This is a genomic window from Paenibacillus sp. CAU 1782 (assembly GCF_054551715.1).
This window is the reverse complement of record NZ_JBTOLL010000001.1, coordinates 1,866,531-1,887,350: the sequence shown is the minus strand read 5'-3', so window position 1 is coordinate 1,887,350 and position 20,820 is coordinate 1,866,531. Positions and strand designations below refer to the sequence as shown.

The following is a 20,820-nucleotide window of genomic DNA, read 5'->3' as shown; positions in this document are numbered from 1 at the left end:
TCATGGAGAGCAACAACGAAGTGAAAGACAGAGAGGTTGCGGTCAGCTGCAGGGGAGCTTCGCTTACCGCTAGAAAAAAGACCATTTTGAATAACATCAGCTTTGAGGTTCCAAAAGGATCGATTACCGGATTGCTTGGGCCTAACGGAGCTGGCAAATCATCGCTGCTGCGGATTATTGCCGGATTGGCGTCTGCCGATAGCGGGACAGTCACTATTTTTGGGGAGCCGGCGGGAGAGGCTGCTTTAGGCAAGCTATCCCTGCTGCCTGACCGGGGAGGACTGCCGGGCTGGCAAACGGCCGCTCAGTGGCTTTCCTTCGCAAAAGGGATTTATCCCGATTGGGATCAGGAGCAATGCGAGCTGCTGGCAGAGGAATTAAAGATTGCGAGCAATACACGTATTTCCTCCATGTCCCGAGGCGAGGAAGCCAGACTTCAATTGCTTACCTGTTTGTCCAGAACCGCGCCGCTTGTTATTCTTGACGAGCCGTTCACCGGAGTCGACATGATATCCCGTGAGCAAATCGCTTCAACCGTCGTTGGCGCTCTTGCGGACGGCAAAAGGACGTTTCTAATTGCAACGCATGACATACGGGAAATGGAGCTGTTATTTGACCATCTAATCCTGATCGGCAGCGGAGAGATTAAAGCTGCCCGGATGGTGGATCAGCTCCGCCAGCAAGGGAAATCGGTAGAAGCTTTTTACAGGGAAGTGTTCTCATGACGACGATGAAGCAGTTGATTGCAATGGAATATCGCTCGATCGGCAAGCCGCTCCATTTGCTAATTGCTTTTTATGCCATAGGTCTGGCCATGATGGGGTATTTCTTTTTTGAACAAACTATTCCGGAATATCTGTTTCTGCTTGGCCCCGTTATCGTCCTGGTGACGATGCTGTTGGCATCGGCAGTACAAGTGATATCGATTCCGGTTTCGCCGTTCAGAGATTGGTGGCTGACGCTTCCTCATTCAAGGCGGCTGCTGGTTTCGGCAAAAATGAGGGCGTTAGTTCGTTTGGGGATAATGGCAGCGCTCGTCATGCTGTTAGTTTGTCTAACCGTATACGCTCTACTGACACAGTTCGGAGCGATGAATGTACTGCCAGGCAACCAACTACTGTTACTGTCTTTTTCCAGTCTGGTGCTTGGAGTAGCGGTTGTTCCACTGTCTGTAAGCTATGGCATGTCGATTGCTTTTATGTATACCGGATGGGTGCGGTTCATCACCCTTGTTCCTTATGCTTGCGGCTTTATTGCTGCTATTGGAAGCATTGGCGTTATTTCGATTTTGGATGGGGATGCTGCGCATTTGTTTACCGGAGTCAGGCTGCTGCTGTATGCAGGAGTTGCTCTATTAGCGGGTATTCCTGCAGCGTTTGGACTGTCGCGCCTGCTTGCAAGCAAAGGAATTCCAATGCTTACAGGTTCGGCTGCCTCCACAAATAGAGGCGGAACCAGAGCAGGCAGACGTACGGACAAGAAGGAGAAAACAGTTGAACTGAAAAGCAAAAGCGCCTTCTCCGCGGTGTTTCAGCTTGAGCTGTCCCGTTTCCGCTATTTTGAAAAAAAGCTGCCATTCGTCCTTATAGCATCCGCGCTTCTTGTCGCATGGTCGTTAACTGCGTTTTTTGCGGGCAAACCTCTGGATGGGGTTGATAATAGCTCCCGATTGTTAATGCTTCCCGTCATGATTACGGTTCTTCAGATGTTATTCTGGGATTTGTTCAACCGGAAAACATTGGTTTGGAAGCTTGGTTTTCCGATCAAGCGAAGCCTTTTTTTAACGGCAAATGTCGCCGCTCATGCGGTATTGGCGATCAAGTGGATGCTTTACCTGACGCTCAGTTACTATATAGGGCTGGGAGCAGCGGTGCTGACAGGCCGGGCGGAGCTGGAGGCATTCGACGCGATTCCATGGACTGCCTATTCCATTTTGCTTCGAGCCGTTGGGTTGATTCTTGTTTTGTCACTGCTGCAGCTAAGATTTGTTCTTCATCGTTTCAGCTTTTTATATATTTTGGCACTTCCCCTGTACTGGTTTGCAAGCACGCACAGCGGCATTCTGGATCGTTACTTCTATCCGGAAGCTGCGTTTGGCGGAGTTGCGCCTGCATGGGGGTTGCTGGGACTGCTGACGCTTGCCGCCCTCCCGATTTCGGCGGTTTGCTTGTGGCTTGGCGGCAAATACGTTCAACATGCTTTGACTCAATTAAGCTACTGGGATGCAGGGAAAAAAGCCGCCAAATAATGCGCTGCAACACAAAAAAACGCCTATTCCTGTAGAAGGAAAGGCGATTTTTTGGTTTAAGAGCCAAATTCCTTGCGTACGGCATGCAGGGACGCCGCGATGACTTGATGCATGTCATAGTAGACATAAGTTGCCAGCCTGCCGCCAAAAATTACATTGGTTTCCTGATCGGCAAGCGCCTTGTATTGACGGTAGATGACGCTGTTTTTGTCATCGTTGATGGGATAATACGGCTCGTCGCCAGGCTGCCACTCCGTGGGATATTCTTCGGTAATGACCGTTTTTTCCTGGGTTCCGAATTCAAAATGCTTGTGCTCGATTATGCGGGTATAAGGTGTTTCCGCATCCGTATAGTTGACTACGGCATTGCCCTGATAGTTGGAGGTGTGGTCCAGCGTTTTGGTCTCGAAGCGCAAGCTTCTGTATTCCAGCACGCCGTGACGGTAATCGAAATATTGGTCGATCATGCCGGTGTATACGACTTTGGCGGCAAGCCCGTCAAAGTCACTGCGGTTGCCAAAATAGTCCACATTCAGCCTGACCTCGACGCCCTCCAGCATCCGCTCGATCATGCCGGTATATCCACCGATGGGAATCCCTTGATAGCGGTCGTTAAAATAGTTGTTGTCATATGTAAAACGAACCGGCAGCCGTTTGATAATAAAGGGAGGCAGCGTGCTTGCCGGACGGCCCCACTGTTTTTCGGTATATCCTTTGATCAGCTTTTCGTAGATGTCCGTGCCAACCAGCGAGATAGCCTGCTCCTCCAGGTTTTGCGGATCGATAATCCCCGATGCTTGCCTCTGTTCTTCAATTTTCAGCCGCGCTTCCTCCGGGGTGATAACGCCCCATAATTGATGAAAGGTATTCATGTTAAACGGGAGGTTGTAGAGCTCCCCTTTGTAGTTGGCGATTGGCGAATTGGTATAGCGGTTGAACTCCGCAAATTGATGTACATAGTCCCAAATGCTTTTATCGTTGGTATGAAAAATGTGCGCGCCGTAGGAATGGATGTTGATGTCTTCCCGTTTTTCGGTATACACGTTGCCGCCGATATGATTTCTGCGGTCGATAACCAGGCATCGTTTGCCCCGTTTGGTTGCTTCATGAGCAAAAACGGCACCGAACAAACCTGCGCCTACAATCAAATAGTCATACATGGCAAATCTCCTTAGTCGGTCGCCGTGTCTGGCCCGATGCTGATTTCTTTTTGGCGATAAAACCTGCCGCTAACCGCGGTTGTTCATCTTCGAGAGGGCTCGATAGAGGTTTTCTCGGGTTCAACTTACATTTTTCCACATCATTAACGTTTTAGCAATATGATTCCGTCGTTGAATGGGAGGGGATTGCACTTTTTGGATTTGTGCTATACTGTTATCATCAGTTGGTCCGACTAGCGAAAGGAAGCCATATGAACACAGAGGCCCTGGAATATTTCCTGAAGGTATACGAGAAAAAAAGCGTAACGGCGGCAGCCAAGGAGCTATATATTACACCGCAAGGCATAAGCAAAACGATCAAGCATCTGGAGCTGGAGCTGGAATCGGAGCTGTTCTCGCGGGGGCCGCGCGGTATGGAGGCAACCCAGGCCGGAGAGCTTTTGTATGCGCGAGCCAAGCATATCCTGTACCTGATGGAGGATATCAAGAAGGAAATCAGCATTATCGGCGGCAAAAAGGGGATTTTGAACGTTGTCCTCACTTATTCAACGTCTGCTCTGCTTCCCGTCGATTATCTATACCGGTTTTCCGAGCTTCATTCCGATATTGGGATAAAATTGCGGGAATTCCCGGATGATTATCCCATGGGCAAGCTGTTCGACGACGATGTCGACGTCGGGTTAGTGATGCAGCCGGACGATCTGGACAGCTGCGATTACGAGCTGATTGCAACGGGCGAGCTGGTTGCGATTGTGCGGAGGAGTCATCCTCTTGCAGACCGGAATGAAATTTCGGTTAACGATCTGGAAAACGAGCCGCTGGTGCTCCATTCCATCGGCAATGACAAGGAAAACAGCTTTTTGGTCAAATGCCTGGAGCATGGCTTTACTCCCAATGTCATCCATGAATTCGGCAATATGATATCGGCCCAGCGCCTGTGCAAATTAAACGGTTCCGTCATCGTTTCCATCGATATCGTGGAGGAAGCGTTCAGGGACGATGAGCTCACAATGATTCGTTTCAACGAAAAGATGGCTCAAAGTTTTTATTTGGCCGTTCGCAAAAGAGGCTCTCAATCCAGAGCCATCGCATTGTTTCAAAGCTATGTAAAGGAAGGACTAAAGCCGGTTTGATGCGCATGTCGATGCGCGTCAGAGCGGCTTTTTGCATGAGTAAACTAAAAGTTACCTCCCCTAACTATTGGTTGATGGTTATTTTGACAGCGATGGTTTAGTCTAAATTTACGATCATGAAAGCACATACAATTTCATGGTTGTTTCTTGCGGCTTATCGGCATACATTTTTGATTTCCCAATTCAATCAGAAGTGCTTTTGGCAATGTCATCAATGCGCATGTTCAAAGGCTGAAAATGAGGTATGAAGATGAAATACAATGACATCATTAAAAAAATGACTTTGGAAGAAAAAGCATCTCTTATGTCGGGCAAAGATTTTTGGCAAACCCAGGATATACAGCGATTGGGTATTCCGAATATATTTCTGGCGGACGGACCTCACGGCATTCGCAAGCAAACGGCGGCCGCGGACCATCTTGGCCTTAATCCCAGCGACCCTGCTACCTGTTTTCCCACAGCGGCAACGATTGCGAACAGCTGGAACGTCGAGCTGGGCGAGCGCATAGGCGAAATGCTGGGCGAAGAAGCTGTTGCCCAGAAGGTAAATGTGCTGCTGGGACCGGGCGTTAACATGAAGCGGAATCCGCTATGCGGCCGCAACTTTGAATATTTTAGCGAAGATCCCTATTTGGCCGGAAAGCTCTCCGCCGCTTATATCAGGGGCATTCAGAGCAAAGGCATATCGGCTTGCGTCAAACACTTTGCGGTCAACAACCAGGAAGAAAAACGGATGTCTGTTGATACGATCGTGGATGAACGCACGCTTAGAGAAATCTATTTAACCGCTTTTGAAATGGCCGTGAAAGAAGGCCAAACCCAATCCGTCATGTCCTCCTATAACATGCTGAACGGCACATACACCAATGAAAACATCCATTTGCTAAGAGAAATTTTGCGTGACGAATGGGGCTTTGACGGAGTTGTCGTAACGGACTGGGGCGGCTGCAACGACCGGGTTGCGGGTCTGATAGCCGGAAACGAACTGGAAATGCCAACAACGGGCGGAGAAACCAACCGCGAAATTATAGCGGCTATTCAAGGCGGCAAGCTGGACGAAGCTGTGCTGGACGAATGCGTGGACCGTTTGCTGCATCTCATTTTTACGACCGAAGCCGTTTATCAGAAGCCGTATAAAAAAGAGTTTAATAAAGAGCTTCATCATCGTGAAGCCCAAAAAGCGGCAGAGGAATCCATCGTGCTGTTGAAAAATGAAGGCAATCTTCTTCCGCTTCGCAAAGGAACAAAAATGGCCGTAATCGGCGACTTTGCCGCAGACTCACGTTATCAGGGAGCGGGTTCCTCCATCGTAAATCCTACGAAGCTGGAGCATGCCCTGGGCGCACTTGAGCAATCCGGGCTGACCGTTGCCGGTTATGAACCGGGCTTCGAGCGTTACGGCAAAAATAACGCCTCCAAAGTAGCGCAAGCCTGTGAGCTTGCCAAAAAAGGCGATGCCGTGTTGCTGTTTTTGGGACTGGACGAGGTGACGGAAGCAGAAGGACTGGATAGACACAGCATGAGCATACCCGAAAACCAGATCCAGCTGCTGCATGCCGTATATGAAAGCAATCCCAATATCATTGTTGTCCTTTCCTGCGGCGCTGCCGTCGACATGCCTTGGATCGGCAAGGTTAAAGGTTTGCTCCACGGCTATTTGAGCGGACAAGCCGGCGCCCCTGCCATCGTTAAGGTTTTGACCGGTGAGGTGAATCCATCCGGCAAGCTGGCGGAAACCTATCCGCTGCGTTACGAGGATACGCCGTCCTTCCGCCATTTTCCGGGCAAAGAGGTCAGCGTGGAATACCGCGAAGGCTTGTATATCGGTTACCGCTACTACGATACGGCGGATGTGAAGGTTCTGTTCCCGTTTGGTTTTGGTCTGAGCTATACGTCTTTCGACTATTCCGATATCGAGGTCCAGGGAGATAAAGTATCCTTTACGCTCACCAACAGCGGGACCGTAGACGGCATGGAAGTGGCCCAATTATATGTAGGGAACGCTGCGGGGCAGGTGTTCAGGCCGAAGAAGGAGCTTAAGGGCTTCATCAAGGTAGCTCTGCAGCCTGGCGAATCCAAACGCGTCAGCATCCCGTTTGACGATAAAACGTTCCGTTATTTCAATGTTGTTACAAATAAATGGGAAGTCGAAGAAGGAACGTATCAAATTATGATCGGAGCTTCCAGCGCGGACATCAAGCTGGAGGGCGAGCATTTTGCAGCGGGCACGGGCGCTCCACTGCCATACAGCCGTGAGAAGCTGACATCGTATTATTCCGGAAAAGCAAGCGCGGTTAGCGATGCCGAGTTTCAACAGCTGCTGGGCAGAAAACCGCCGGTTTCCAAATGGGACCGGAGCCGTCCGCTTGGCTACAATGACACCATTGAGCAGTGTCAATACGCACGCGGCTGGTTTGCCCGCTTTGCGTACAAGCTTCTAACCTTCGCTCATTGGTTCCTGCGGAAAACCGGCAAACGCAGCACGGCCAACCTGATTACGATGTCGGTCTACAATATGCCGTTCAGAGGCGTTGCCAGAATGACCGGGGGCATCATCAATATGCCGATGCTAGACGGACTTCTTATGATCGTCAACGGCCAATTTTTCAAAGGTTTGCGCCACTTCCTCAAGGAAAGAAACATGTTGCAAAAAAGCGCCAAAGCCAACGGGTAACTTTCCGTTACCCAAAGTTGCAGAAGATCCATTTTATAACAGTGGCAAAGTCAACAGGAGAGTGAGAAAATGAGCAGTAAGAGCAGCAAAAAGGGGATATGGGCCAATTTTCAGAAAAAATATCCCGTTGTCGCCCAATTCCTGATATTCTTTATATTAAGCAACGGCATTACAGTGCTTCAGTTTGTGCTGATGCCCTTATTCAAAAGCTGGTTTGGCAAAACATCGCTGGTGGATACCAGCTTTCAAATCCTTCAAATGGGCCAAAACTTCGACGGCAGCTCTTATTATGTGTTTGATTACGCGGCTGGCGCGCTTGCAGCGGGCGGCGGAGGCGGCTTGGCTTATTTCCTGGCCGTGCAGCTTACCATTGCCATCGCCCAGATCATTAACTTTTTTGCCCAGAGAAGCATTACCTTCAAGTCCAACAGCAATATCTGGAAAGCGGCATTCTGGTATGTGATCGCTTATATCCTGATCACGATCGGCGCCGCAGCAGCTCAAGGATTCTATAAAGCCCCTATTTATAACCTTTTGATGAATACATGGGAAATGGGGGCAACAGGGGAAACCTTGGCGGACATTATTACGATGATCATAAACAGCGCCATTTCGTTCTGGGTATTTTTCCCTATCTTCAAGGTTATTTTCAAACAAGAACCTGAAAAACAGGAACAGGTTGGGTGAACATGAAACTGTTAACCGTTGTGATCCCTTGCTACAATTCGCAGGATTATATGCGCTATTGCATCGAATCCCTTCTGCCGGGCGGCGAGGATGTTGAACTGCTGATTGTCAATGACGGCTCCTCCGACGGGACCGCAGCCATTGCAGACGAATACGCAGACAAATACCCCACGATCGTTAAAGCTATCCATCAGGAGAACGGCGGCCATGGCGAGGCTGTTAATACAGGAATTCGCAACGCGTCGGGGACTTATTTCAAAGTTGTGGACAGCGACGATTGGGTCGATATCAGAGCCTATATGAAGGTGCTGGGCGCTTTGCGCGGCTTGACGGAGCAGCGCAAATGCACGGATATGCTGATCAGCAATTTTGTCTACGAAAAAGAAGGCGCAAGCTACAAAAAGGTCATGAAGTACAATAATGTGCTGCCGGAGGATGTGTTGTTTTCCTGGGATGACATCCGGCTTTTCCGCAAGGGACAATATTTGCTGATGCATTCCATTACCTATCGGACCGGGCTGCTCAGGGATTGCGGACTCGTGCTGCCCAAGCATACCTTTTACGTTGACAACCTGTTTGTGTACATTCCGCTCCGGTTTGTCAAAACGATGTATTATGTCAATGCGGACTTTTACAGATACTTTATCGGGCGCGAGGACCAATCCGTTCAGGAGCGCATTATGATTAAAAGAATCGACCAGCAAATCAAGGTGAACAAGCTGATGCTGGATCAGGTGGATCTTAGCCTGATCGACAATGACCAACTGAGGCATTACTTATTCAGGCATCTTGAAATTGTGACGGTGGTTTCGACCATTTTGCTGATCCGTTCGGGGTCCGCGGAAAATTTGCTCAAGAAAAAAGAATTGTGGAGATATATTCGAAATAAAGACGCAAAGCTGTACCGCCATTTGAAATTCGGCTTTTTGGGCGGCTTGACCAGCTTGCCGGGACGCGCCGGACGGAGCATTTCCGTTGGCGCCTATAAATTGTCGCAGCGATTGGTTGGTTTTAACTGACGAGAAGAAGCGGTGGCCTTATACGGCTTCTGCTTCTTTTCTTTTGTTCAACATATATAGTAATATTAATGAATACAATGAGGAGCACTTCCTACCACATAAAAATTAAACCAACTTCTTAAAATGCAGAATGAGGAATCAGAATGAAGTATAAACAGTTGATACAGCAGATGACGTTGGAGGAGAAAGCTTCTCTGATGTCGGGCAAAGACTTCTGGCAAACGCAGGACATCCAGCGTTTGGGGATTCCCAGCATGTTTCTGGCGGACGGGCCTCATGGCATCCGCAGACAGGCGGTTGCTGCAGACAAGCTGGGCTTAAACGCCGGCGTTCCCGCAACCTGTTATCCCACGGTAGCTACCGTGGCCAACAGCTGGAACACGGATCTTGGAGAACGGGTCGGCGAATATTTGGGCGAAGAAGCCGTTTTTCAGAATGTTAACGTGCTGCTTGGTCCCGGCATTAATATGAAGCGTAATCCGCTATGCGGCCGGAACTTTGAATATTTCAGCGAAGATCCCTATTTAGCCGGAAAGATGGCAGCCGGCTATGTTAGAGGCATCCAGTCGCAAGGCGTGTCTGCTTGCATCAAGCATTTTGCGGTGAACAATCAGGAAGAAAGACGGATGTCCATTGATACCGTCCTGGATGAACGGACGCTCAGGGAAATCTACTTGACCGCTTTTGAGATTGCCGTAAAAGAAGGCCATACCAAAGCGCTTATGTCTTCCTACAATAAATTGAATGGAACCTACGCCAACGAAAACATGCATTTAATGCAGGATATTTTACGCGGCGAATGGGGTTATGGCGGTACGGTTATTACGGATTGGGGCGGCAGCAATGACCGGTTGTCCGGCCTTCTCGCCGGCAATGAACTGGAAATGCCAACAACGGCCGGGGAAACGGATAAGGAAATCGTAGAGGCCATCCTGAGCGGCAAACTGGACGAGGCCGTATTGGATGAATGCGTCGACAGGCTGCTTGATTTGATTTATACAACGGGCGAGGCTTATCGCGGCAGCGTCGCCAATTTTAATGTGGAGCGGCATCACCGGGTTTCGCAGAAGGTAGCCGAGGAATCCATCGTGATGCTGAAGAACGAAGGAAACATTTTGCCGCTGAAATTCGGGAAAAAGGTTGCGGTTATTGGCGATTTTGCCAAGGACGCGCGTTATCAGGGAGCGGGCTCCTCCATCGTTAACCCGACCATTCTGGATCATACCTTGAATTGTTTTGAGGAATCCGGCATTATCAGTATCGGTTATGAACAGGGCTTTGAACGTTATGGCAAAAAAAATAGCCAGATGATTCAGAACGCTTGCGCTTTGGCGGGACAAGCGGATGTTGTGCTGCTGTATATGGGACTGGATGAGGTAACGGAAGTGGATGGCGTGGACAGGCAAAGCATGGCCATCCCGGAAAATCAGGTGGATTTGCTAAACGCGTTGTTTGAGGTTAACTCTAATATCGTCGTTATCCTCTCCTGCGGCTCGGCAGTGGAGATGCCCTGGATTGACAAGGTAAAGGGCCTCCTGCACGGTTACCTGGGCGGTCAGGCAGGCGCGCGCGCTATTTTGCGAGTGCTGTCGGGAGACGTTAATCCATCCGGCAAGCTGGCGGAAACGTATCCGCTGCGCTATGAGGATTCGCCGTCGCATCGCTATTTTCCGGGCAAAGAGGTGACCGCGGAATATCGCGAGGGGCTTTATATCGGCTATCGGTATTATGATACGGCCGGGGTTGATGTGTTGTTTCCGTTTGGCTTTGGCCTGAGCTATACAACCTTTGACTATTCCGATATCATGGTTGAGCCGCACCGGGTAACCTTTACAATCACCAATTCGGGCCGAGTGGCGGGCATGGAAATCGCCCAGCTATATGTGGGCTGTGATTCGGGTGAAGTCTTTCGGCCTAAAAAGGAACTGAAGGGCTTTACCAAAGTGTTTATCAATGCGGGCGAGTCCAAAGTCGTAAGCATTCCTTTTGACGATAAAACGTTTCGTTATTTTAATATCATCACCAATAAGTGGGAAGTGGAAGAAGGAAATTACCGGATCATGATCGGAGCCTCCAGTGCGGATATCAGGTTGGAAAACCTGCTGTTTGTGAAGGGGACTGGCGCTCCGGTTCCCTATGATAGGGCAAAGCTGCCAACCTATTATTCCGGCAAGGTAAACGATGTGGACGATATGGAGTTTCAGCAGCTTCTGGGCCGGAGTCTTCCGGTTTCCAGCTGGGATCGCAGCCAGCCGCTAGGCTACAACGATACGATCGCCCAGTGCCAATATGCGCGGGGATGGTTTGGGAGACTGGCGTATTACCTCCTTTTATTCGCGCATTGGTTCCTGCGGAAAACCGGCAGGGGAAGCACGGCCAACCTGCTTATGATGTCCGTTTACCATATGCCGTTCCGGGGCGTATCCAGAATGACCGGTGGCATCGTCAATATGCCGATGCTGGACGGCTTGCTGATGATCGTTAACGGCCGTTTCTTCAAGGGCCTTCGCCACTTCTTCAAGGAAAGAAACAAAATGCTGAAGCAGCGCGCTTAGCTGTCTTATATCAATATTCAAGCTGCCGATCTTGCGCCTGGCAGCTTTTTTTATACAATTAAACAAAACTTAGCGGAAGAACCCTCTGGCCTGCGGCGACTCCTCTGGTTGTCAGTCAGCCAGGCGCTGATTTCGGTATAGTTTCTTCGGCAAAATTGATTATAATGAAAAAATACATTTACGGATTGGGATATTTTTCATAAAATCAGAAAGTAACCCAAAAAACCTTAAAATTGAATGCCGAGGGAGGTCGACAACGATGATTTCCACCCATGAAGGGAGAACAGACGGATTAGCCGGGGAGTTGGGCTATGACAGTCAGGCTCTGGAGGCTTTGCAGACTCATTATGAAGCATTGATCGCAAGCGGAACGTTGCAGGGCGCGAGCTACCTCATTGCCAGAAAAGGACAGGTGATTGCCCGCCGTTCATTAGGCAGCTTGAATCATAGCCCGGACAGCCCGGGGCTTAAGCCGGATTCCATCCGCAAGACGTACTCCATCACTAAAGCGTTTACATCGGTTGCGATCGGACAGCTGATCGACCGTGGATTACTGCATTTGCATCAATCGGCCGGAACCATTTTGCCGGAGATGGATACAAGCAAGCATCGCGAAATTACGATTTTTCAATTGCTGACCCATACTTCGGGATTAAGGGGCGACCCCGGCTTTCATAATGAGCCATATCCATATCCCTGGTTTGAACGTGTCATAAGAGAATATTGCAATGATAAATATGGCGTTAGCTGGATTCAAAGTATTCTGGCGGGGCCGCTTCAAGTGATGCCGGGCAAGGAATGGATTTACTCCACAAGCGCGTATGCTTTGCTTGGAGCCATTATTAGCAAGGTATCGGGCAAAACGTACGAAGCTTATATTCGGGAAGAAATTTTGGAGCCGCTGGGCATGGACAGAAGTTTTTTTGCCGTGCCCGAGGAATTGTGGAGCGACGTTTGCGTTACCTCGGATTGGGAGATAGAGGCGCTGCAATTTTCCATTAAACCAAGGGAAGAAGCGCCGCCTAAATCCGGGAATGGCCTCTATTCCACCTTGGACGACTTGTGGAAGTTTGGGCAGATGATGCTGAACGGCGGCCATCTGGATGGCAAGCGGATTTTGTCCGCAAGAGCGGTTGAAGTGATGACAAGCAACCATTTGACGAGCACTGCTCACAAGGGCTGGGGAAGCCGGCATTCTGACTATCCTTTTGGACTGGGTTGGTCGCTGGAGCATTACGATTTGTGCAGCGAAGGCACATTTTCTCATGAAGGCTTCGGACACTGCGGACTGTTTGTAGATCCCGCCGAGGAAATGGTATTTGCGTTTTTTGTGCCTTCGGTCAAAGGATTCAGCAATGAATCCGTGCTGATGCCACGCGCCATCGTATGGTCGGGGCTGCAGGCAAAAAGTGAAGTTTCGTTGCATGATCCCGATGCGCCGCATCGCGTTACCCCGGAGGATGCCGGCTACGAGGCGGAAAGCATCGTCAGGCTGGAGGCACACTTCGAACGGCTGATTCAGGGTAATCAGGTGCAATGCGCTTCATATTTGCTGTCCCGGGACGGCGAAGTTTTTGCGGCCGGAGCAAACGGGTCGCTGCGGCACGATGACCCGGCGGGTAAACTGGAGTTGAATTCCATTCGCCGCATCGCTTCCATCACAAAACTGTTTACGGCGGTAGCGATTTTTCAATTGGTCGAGCAGGGAAAGTTGTTTCTTCGCCAGCCGGTTACGGAATGGATAGAGGAATTCAAACATCCCATGTACGAAAAAATTAACGTCATGCAGCTGCTCAACCATACGTCCGGCTTGCCGGCGGACGGGGGATATTACCTGGAACCTTATCCGGCCAGCTGGTGGGCAGTATTGTTCTCATACCAGCCGGAAACGGAAGGCCCGTGGGCGGTAACCGATCCCGAGGAGCTGGAGAAGCAGCGCCGTTCGGCATGGATTCGCGCCGTGCTTGGAGGCAAGCCCGTGTCCGAACCTGGAGCGGAGTGGAGCTATTCCACGGCGGGTTACGCCATATTGGGCGAAATCATTGCCCGTGCAAGCGGCAAGACGTACGAGCAATACATGATGGAGCATATTGTAGAACCTCTCGGCATGACCCGGACTTTTTTCGACGTTCCGGAAGGGCTCCGGCATGAGGTTTGCCTCGTAGCCGACTACGAGAAAGAACGATTGACGGAGCAGCGCAGCGACAATGACAAAAAGTATTTCCCGCCGCCTAGCGGAGGGGGCTTGTACTCTACGCTGCCGGACCTGTTTCGTTTTGGGCAGATGCTGTTGAACGGAGGTTCGCTTGGCGGAGTGAAGATTTTGTCCCGCAAATCGGTGGAGAAGATGTCGGCGAATAGTCTGGAGCCGGGTGTGTTCGCCTTTGATTGGGGCGGAAAGTGCGGCAGCAAAAAGTACGGTATCGGCCCAAGCCTTATCGGAGCGGGAGAGTGGCAGCCGGAGGGCTCTTATGGACATGAGGGAGCTGGACGAAGCAAGCTGGTGCTTGACCCTGCCCGAAACTCCGTTATGGCCTATTTCGTTCCTTCAACGAGCGATTGGTCGCCCGAATCCGTCATTGGCACATTAAACATTATGGGAGCGGGTTGGCGTTGAGAAGATATTTGGCGATGATTCGCGCCATCGGCTTTGTTACGTACAAGGAGTGGGCTGCTTTTCGCACGCATATGCTGGCTTCGCTCCTTGTCGGGCCTGTGCTTTTTCTGGTGCAAGTGTTTATCTGGCAGGCTATGTTTGAAGGGAAGGAAATCATTAACGGATTAACCTTTCAGCAAATGCTGACGTATTTCGGAGTGGTAACGCTCATTCATTATATCGCTTTTGATTTTGCGGACTGGAATTTGCAGATGCTTGTCCGCTCCGGCAAATTTGTGACCTTTGCGCTTAGGCCGCTGCCGCATTGGCTGTTTGCGCTGGCCCAGAAAATCGGCCACCGTTCCCTCGCGCTAGGGGTGGAGGTGCTGCCGGTCATGCTTTTGTTTGTTTTTCTGTTTGGGGTGGATTTGAAGCCCGCCTCTCCGGGGTGGGCGGCAATCTCTATTTTGCTCAGCTTCCTTATGAATTTTTTTATTAATTATTGCGTGGGACTGACTGCTTTTTGGTTAGTGAGAGCGGAAGGCATTCGCCGGGTGTTTCTCCTGCTAAAGGATATTAGCGCGGGCGTGTTTCTTCCCTTGTCCTTTTTTCCGGATGTCCTGCAAAAGATATTGTTTTTTCTGCCGTTTCAGTTCATCACGTATTTGCCGACGCGGGTTTACATTGGCGAATATGAGCTTGCGGGCATTTCGTTGACGATGGCAGAAGCGGTTGCATTGCAAGCTGTTGCGGTTGCCGTTACCGCAGGTTTGGCGCTGTGGCTGTACCATCTGGCGATGAGACGATTTACGGGGGTTGGCGTATGAAGGGAATATTTCTATGCTGGGCTGCCGTTTTTCGGGTCAAGTTAGCGGAGCTGATGGCTTATCGGAGTCATTTTGCCCTGAGCGTGCTCCTGTTGATTGCAGGAGACCTTGTCGTGCCGCTTGTTACCCTGCTTGTGTACCGGTCGGGGGCGGCTTTTCCAGGCTGGAGCCTTTATGAGGCTTTGCTGGTGCAGGCTGTTTTTGTATTGGCGAAAGGAATTGCGTTCCCGTTTTTTTTCGGCATGGTAGGAACAACGTTGTCGCAGGTGAGAGAAGGCACTTTCGATTTGCTTTTGTTAAAACCAAGGCCGGTGATGATGATGGCGATGCTGAACGGCTTTGACCCCGACGACTTTGGCCGCCTGGTTAGCGGAAGCGTATTGTTCGGGTATGCCCTTAGCGGCATTGCAGCTCCGGGCGGGGGAGATTGGCTTCGATTTATGCTGCTTTTTTTGGCCTCGATCGCTATTTTGTTCGCGATGTCGCTATTTCTATCCGGCCTGTTGTTCCGTTGGGTCGGCAGCAGCAGGGTTTTTGACATTTTTGACGCAGTTACATCCTTTGGCATGTATCCGGGGAGTATTTATTCCAAAGCTTTGAGCAATTTGCTCACGTACGTGCTTCCCGTAGGTTTGATCGCATTTGTCCCCGCTGCGGCGCTGCTGGGCAGAGAAGGCTGGGGGTCCTTGTGGGCGCTGGCTTCTGCTGCCGGGATCGTTGGCGTGAGCATGCTGTATTGGAATGCCATGCTGAAAAACTATTCAAGCGCGGGCGGCTAGGGTGTGTCTTAAAAGCTCGCTATCCGGGAAGGCGCGGTGTTTTGTTATGATTGAAGTAAAAGAATTAACGCGGACATTTACGATTTATGAACGAGGCCACACGCTGAGGGAAGTAGCCAAATCGCTGGTGCGGCGACCCATGAAGGAGGTCCGGGCCGTTGACAGCATCTCGTTTAACATCTCGCAAGGCGAGCTGGTTGCTTTTCTTGGTCCTAATGGCGCGGGCAAATCTACGACGCTAAAAATGCTTTCCGGCGTGCTTCATCCCACATCCGGCGATATTCGCTGCATGGGGCTTGTTCCGTGGAAGCAGCGACGTGAATATGTAAAGCGAATCGGAGCGGTTTTCGGGCAAAAATCGCAGCTGTTATGGGATATTCCGCCCTCTGACGCCTTTTACATGAACAAGGCGATATACGGGGTGCCGGACAAGGAATACAAGGAAACGCTGGATGAACTGGTGGAGTTACTCCAGGTCGGGGACATTATTAGAAAACCGACACGCCAGCTGTCGCTGGGAGAGCGGATGAGGTGCGAGTTTATTATGGCGATGCTGCACCGCCCCGATCTTGTTTTTCTGGATGAACCAACGATTGGGCTGGATTTGATCGCCAAAGAAAACATTCGCAATTTTATTCGCAGCATGAATCGGAGGAAGGTCACTTTTATTCTGACAACGCATGATTTGGAGGAAGTCGAGCTTCTGGCGGAACGGGTTATGGTCATTAATCATGGCCGGATCATTGTGGACGATGCGTTGAGCGGTTTGCGCAAGAGGCTTGGTGACAAAAAATCGGTGCGCGTCATTACCGAGCTGCCGGTGCCTGATGAATTGCCCGTTGGTTTGCGGATTATGGAGCGCATTCGGCCGTTTGAAGTCGAGTTGGAGGTGGATACTGCGATTCTGCCGCTAAGGCCGTTTATTTCACAGTTCAACGAGCAGTTCGGCATATTGGACATGGCAATCGATGCGCTGCCGATCGAAGCGGTTATGAAAGAGCTGTATGCGGCACAAGCATAATGCAGATAATGCCGACTAGTGCAGATAATGCGGCAGTCTACTGAGTAAATAGCTTTTGATATAATGGCTGGCATGGCAGACGTTTAAAAGCAAAGGAGCATTCAACACCACTGGATAAGTGGATTGAATTGCTCCTTTTGTTCATCCGTCCATTCAAAGAATCCAACATCAATTTCCGGGGCGCGCTCGATAACTCCGGGTCTAGCCTATTCCAATCCGTGTTCTTTGCGTATTTTGTAAAGACCGTTAATAATCGGATCCGCCGGATCGCGGTTAAGCAGATGCATGGTCAGCAGCAGGTGGAATGGCATAGCGCAAACGTTATTGCCTTCCTTGATCGCCGGGAAACCGGCTTCAAGGACAGGGCCGGCTTGTTCATGCATGCTGAGATTCACATAAACCTGCTCCATCGGAAATTCATCACGTGCCGATTTGGCGCAATGCGGAACGATAACTTCGTCAAACAGCTTTTTGCTTTCTTCATTGGTTTTGGGGGGCGCGGGCAGCGGTTTGCCTGCGGGCTCGTTAATCAGATCGATGTAGAAGGAAGCCAGCCACTGCTTGGCCAGTTCGGGATCTCTGTGCTTTTCTAGCAATTCATTTATGAAAAAACCGCAAGCATATTCCTTTCCGGTATCGTTGCTTTTCAGCCGGTATGCAATCATGGGGCCAAGTGTCGCATTGTTCATCATTTGCCCCTCTACCTTGTAAGCGGCAAACTCTGCTTGCAGCATCTGCTGTGTCACCGTATAAATCGCTGTCACCAGCTTTTTCGCTTCTTCCTCCCGGTCCTTCTTGGCCTGCAATTCCTCTTCGGTCTCCTTATTGACTGTTGTCATATAGGACCTCCTTCCCTTTTATCATTTTACCATTTTATGAAGCAAAGGCATAACCTGTTTGTCCGGGAAAAATGCAGCTTGTTCAGAGGGAATGGGCCGCTTGCATTAAAGTCAGCAGAAGTTGGGGACGGGATCACCCAGCCAACTCTGGTTTTATAGCTATGGAGCCGGTATCAGCAGTCAACTCTGGTATAAAAGCGATGGAGCCGGTATTAGCAGCCAACTGAGCCGGTATCACGCGCAGTCAGATTTAATGTTACGGTCATCGATGACCATTAGCCCAGCTTTTTCGAGGAATTTAATTCTCCAATGGACATGCATGGCTCTTAAAATGTGTTTTCCTCCCTATTTGGGCGATTTACTATCGCTAATGGACACCGATGGCCGTTATTATGGTTATTTTGTCGATTTTGATCAGCTAATGGACACCGATGACCGATAGCGAAATAAAAGACAGGAGTTGATTGCTGCTTTAGCTGTACGTTGTTGTTCAATGTTTATTGAGAGGTTACGGGCGGGTATTTTCCTGTATTTACTCTGTTTTCTGAATCTGTTACACTAGTTTTGGTTTATTGTTAACCGATTAATAGTTTTTAATGGTTAACAATTATTCGATGCCAAAGTAATACAACTAGGGATGCGATAGCTGCGCAATAAAACATGGAGGAGACGGAGGATATGATGGATAGAGAAATCGCCACGTACATACAAGTCGCCGAAGACACACAAGGCACGCAACGCACAGAAAGCACAGAAAGCACAGAAAGCACTGAAAGCAAAGAAAGCAAAGAAAGCAAAGAAAGCAAAGAAAGCAAAGAAAGCATGAAAGGCGCACAAACTACGCAAGACAACGTAGACCTGCAAAAAACAATCCGTTGGCATGAGCTGGCTCAAAAAAGCCTTACGGGAGAGATTTTGACGATGGAGGAAGGATTGGCGGTATTGGAGGCTGAGGATAATGAAGTGCTGCCGCTATTGCAAGCAGCCTTTCAAGTGAGGAGTCACTATTATGGGAAAAAAGTGAAGCTGAATATGATCATCAACGCTAAAAGCGGTCTATGTCCGGAGGACTGCGGATATTGCTCCCAATCCATTGTATCGACAGCGCCAGTGAGCAAATATTCGCTGCTCGACAAAGAAACGCTTTTGGCAGGGGCGCGAGAGGCTATGGCGCGAAAAGCTGGCACCTATTGCATCGTTGCTTCCGGCAAAGGGCCAAGCGAGAGGGAGTTGGGCCAAGTGGTTGATGCAGTCAAGGAAATTACAGCAACCATGCCGTTAAAGATATGCGCGTGTCTGGGTATTCTGAAGGAAGGTCAAGCTGAGCGTTTGGCTGAAGCGGGAGTCCATCGTTATAATCATAACCTCAATACCAGCAAAACCAATTACCGCTCCATCACGACCACGCATACCTACGACCAGCGCGTCCAAACCGTGGAAGCGGCCAAAGTCGGGGGCATGTCGCCTTGCTCTGGCGTTATTATCGGTATGGGCGAAGATAATCGCGACATTGTCGAAATGGCATTTGCCTTGAAAAGGCTTGATGCGGATTCGATCCCGATTAACTTTCTCCATGCAATTCCGGGCACTCCGCTTGAAGGCATGGCGAGGACATCGGCCATGAAGGCATTAAAGGTGCTTGCATTGTTCCGTTTTGTTTGTCCATCCAAGGAAATTCGGGTTGCGGGCGGACGCGAGGTGAATCTCCGGCATTTGCAGCCTCTGTCCTTGTATGCGGCAAACTCTATTTTTGTCGGCGATTATTTGACGACATCGGGCCAGGATATAACCGCTGATCACGAGATGATCGAGGATTTGGGGTTCGAAATCGAACAAATTTGTGTCTGATTGTTCCTGAGACATGGTACAAGCATTTTGAAAAACACTGCTAGTCCAAAAATGTCGAAAAGTAGTGTCAACCCTGTTTACATTGCAGGAGGATTATGGAAGCGTGCCGAATAAATTACCGACTGCAAAATAGACATGCTGGGGGGTTGGCGTTGCAATGTATCTCTTTGAGCCAACGCCCCAAATCAATCATTACCGTATAGGGGATTCATTACATTAGTTTGTGCGGGTATGTTCTAAAACACTCCCGGTTACCAGAGTAGTCCCGTATTGAGGAATAGCTTCGATCCGGTGGAACGTTGCAATCTCCACGCCTTCAAACACTTCAATTGATTATAGGAAGATTTCAATCCAATGCTCCAGCTTTGTCCAAAATGGATATTATCCGTAAGCAGCTTGTCACCAAGGAAAGCTTGAGCGACATCGCCATCATAATCAATTTCCAGCCATACATCATCAACATGTGTCGGCCATGCGGAGGAAACCTCCAAAACAGCTGCTTTTTGTTTGGTTTTGGAATAGTCATATCCGGTTTGTACTCGGGAAGCTGTATCGAATATGTGCTGAAAATGCCCTCGCTTAATGCAGCTCCCAGCTGTCCTGCTGTTGCTTTCAGATCCCCCGAAGGAGCAGGGAACATTGAAACGTTGATAGTTTGAACCCCCGGCGAAGTGCAGACCAGTTGATCGTTGCAGGCAGTCAACGAGCAATCGCGGCAATTCCGTTATTTTTCCCGGCTTCAGGCTGAATAATATAAACCTGATCTCCATCACTAACTTGACCGTTTGTTGCTTCAAGACCAGAGACTGACGATTTTTCCACAACATTCTGGAGCCAAGCCTAGATGGGCGTAGAAAAAGACGACATGCTAGTCTTTGGTTTGTACTTCCGTCAACAGTTGAGCCGTGGCGCTGACCAAAGAGACGCCGTGCAAATTAAGATGGAATGGGAAAACAGCGCCTGTACCATTTGACAATAGTGCTTCACCCGCATGCGGAAAGGAAATATGGTTTTCCCATTTGTTCAAGGAGCAGGTTGGAGATACTGTTCTAAATACATTGAACAAATTCAGATTGGAGAGGGCCGCCCAACTGCTTGCGGGCACGCAGCGCAGGTTGCGGAAATTGCCGCGGACGTAGGATTTGACTGTGCTATTCATTTTACGAGAAAGTTCCGGGACATCTTTGGCGAAACGCCTTCCGCATATAGAAAAAGGAAGATGGCGGGGATGCACGTCGAATAAAGCGTAGGCCTATAAAAACGAGTATTGTTTTCACCGGCATTCAGTGGGAACAATACTCGTTATTTTGATTGTTAGATGCAGTTTCTTAAATTCGCCCCACACGAAGCTTAAAAAACTTCATCCAACAATTCAAACGTCAATGGTAATCTTAAATCAAGAAAAAGAGTAAAACGTTTTCAAAACAAAGGGAG

Annotated in this window: 17 protein-coding genes; 14 read left to right on the top strand and 3 right to left on the bottom strand. The window is 49.6% G+C overall.

Annotated features, from left to right (window positions below; genetic code table 11):
* Positions 1-2: 2 nt before the first annotated feature.
* The gene (locus ACX93W_RS08860) at positions 3-725 is read left to right on the top strand and encodes an ATP-binding cassette domain-containing protein (RefSeq protein WP_459391929.1); all 723 of its coding nucleotides are present in this window, start codon (positions 3-5) and stop codon (positions 723-725) included.
* Entirely contained in the window at positions 722-2,248 is a 1,527-nt protein-coding gene (locus tag ACX93W_RS08855; RefSeq protein WP_459391928.1) for a hypothetical protein, read from the top strand. The genes ACX93W_RS08860 and ACX93W_RS08855 overlap by 4 nt, the downstream gene beginning before the upstream one ends.
* Before the next feature lie 56 nt (positions 2,249-2,304).
* Here ACX93W_RS08855 and glf read toward each other — a convergent pair whose 3' ends face one another.
* Complete coding sequence (glf, locus tag ACX93W_RS08850; protein WP_459391927.1) at positions 2,305-3,408, bottom strand: UDP-galactopyranose mutase; 1,104 nt, start codon at positions 3,406-3,408, stop codon at positions 2,305-2,307.
* 251 nt (positions 3,409-3,659) lie between these two features.
* Between glf and ACX93W_RS08845 the strand changes: the two genes are divergently transcribed.
* The 9 genes from ACX93W_RS08845 (at position 3,660) to ACX93W_RS08805 (ending at position 16,699) form a co-directional block, all read left to right on the top strand.
* A complete protein-coding gene (locus tag ACX93W_RS08845; protein WP_459391926.1) occupies positions 3,660-4,541 on the top strand; it encodes a LysR family transcriptional regulator in 882 nt (293 codons plus the stop codon).
* A gap of 250 nt (positions 4,542-4,791) precedes the next feature.
* On the top strand, positions 4,792-7,215 hold the full coding sequence (locus ACX93W_RS08840; protein ID WP_459391925.1) for a glycoside hydrolase family 3 C-terminal domain-containing protein: 2,424 nt from the start codon (positions 4,792-4,794) through the stop codon (positions 7,213-7,215).
* Positions 7,216-7,284: 69 nt separating this feature from the next.
* Positions 7,285-7,902, top strand: a complete 618-nt coding sequence (locus ACX93W_RS08835; protein WP_459391924.1) for a hypothetical protein — start codon at positions 7,285-7,287, stop codon at positions 7,900-7,902.
* A gap of 2 nt (positions 7,903-7,904) precedes the next feature.
* Positions 7,905-8,921, top strand: coding sequence for a glycosyltransferase family 2 protein (locus ACX93W_RS08830; protein WP_459391923.1), 1,017 nt, complete (start codon positions 7,905-7,907; stop codon positions 8,919-8,921).
* Positions 8,922-9,064: 143 nt separating this feature from the next.
* Positions 9,065-11,476, top strand: coding sequence for a beta-glucosidase family protein (locus ACX93W_RS08825; protein ID WP_459391922.1), 2,412 nt, complete (start codon positions 9,065-9,067; stop codon positions 11,474-11,476).
* A 259-nt stretch (positions 11,477-11,735) separates the two neighbouring features.
* Positions 11,736-14,093 (top strand): serine hydrolase domain-containing protein, encoded by a 2,358-nt coding sequence (locus ACX93W_RS08820; protein WP_459391921.1) that lies wholly within the window; start codon positions 11,736-11,738, stop codon positions 14,091-14,093.
* Entirely contained in the window at positions 14,090-14,899 is an 810-nt protein-coding gene (locus ACX93W_RS08815; protein ID WP_459391920.1) for an ABC transporter permease, read from the top strand. The genes ACX93W_RS08820 and ACX93W_RS08815 overlap by 4 nt, the downstream gene beginning before the upstream one ends.
* Positions 14,896-15,678: an ABC transporter permease gene (locus ACX93W_RS08810; protein WP_459391919.1), complete on the top strand. Its 783-nt coding sequence runs from the start codon at positions 14,896-14,898 to the stop codon at positions 15,676-15,678. Before ACX93W_RS08815 ends, ACX93W_RS08810 begins: the two co-directional genes overlap by 4 nt.
* 46 nt (positions 15,679-15,724) lie before the next feature.
* Positions 15,725-16,699, top strand: a complete 975-nt coding sequence (locus ACX93W_RS08805; protein WP_459391918.1) for an ABC transporter ATP-binding protein — start codon at positions 15,725-15,727, stop codon at positions 16,697-16,699.
* A gap of 206 nt (positions 16,700-16,905) precedes the next feature.
* On the opposite strand, the gene ACX93W_RS08800 is transcribed toward ACX93W_RS08805, so the two are convergent.
* Positions 16,906-17,538, bottom strand: coding sequence for a hypothetical protein (locus tag ACX93W_RS08800; protein WP_459391917.1), 633 nt, complete (start codon positions 17,536-17,538; stop codon positions 16,906-16,908).
* 822 nt (positions 17,539-18,360) lie between these two features.
* Here ACX93W_RS08800 and bioB point away from each other — a divergent pair.
* Positions 18,361-19,386 carry a biotin synthase BioB gene (gene bioB, locus ACX93W_RS08795; RefSeq protein ID WP_459392039.1) on the top strand — a complete coding sequence of 342 codons (1,026 nt, stop codon included), beginning with the start codon at positions 18,361-18,363 and terminating at the stop codon, positions 19,384-19,386.
* A gap of 251 nt (positions 19,387-19,637) precedes the next feature.
* Here bioB and ACX93W_RS08790 read toward each other — a convergent pair whose 3' ends face one another.
* Positions 19,638-20,213 carry a hypothetical protein gene (locus ACX93W_RS08790; protein ID WP_459391916.1) on the bottom strand — a complete coding sequence of 192 codons (576 nt, stop codon included), beginning with the start codon at positions 20,211-20,213 and terminating at the stop codon, positions 19,638-19,640.
* Positions 20,214-20,230: 17 nt separating this feature from the next.
* Here ACX93W_RS08790 and ACX93W_RS08785 point away from each other — a divergent pair, with 17 nt between their 5' ends.
* Together ACX93W_RS08785 and ACX93W_RS08780 are read left to right on the top strand one after the other, a co-directional pair.
* Positions 20,231-20,359, top strand: coding sequence for a hypothetical protein (locus ACX93W_RS08785; RefSeq protein WP_459391915.1), 129 nt, complete (start codon positions 20,231-20,233; stop codon positions 20,357-20,359).
* 18 nt (positions 20,360-20,377) lie between these two features.
* On the top strand, positions 20,378-20,629 hold the full coding sequence (locus ACX93W_RS08780) for a helix-turn-helix domain-containing protein (protein ID WP_459391914.1): 252 nt from the start codon (positions 20,378-20,380) through the stop codon (positions 20,627-20,629).
* Positions 20,630-20,820 lie beyond the last annotated feature (191 nt).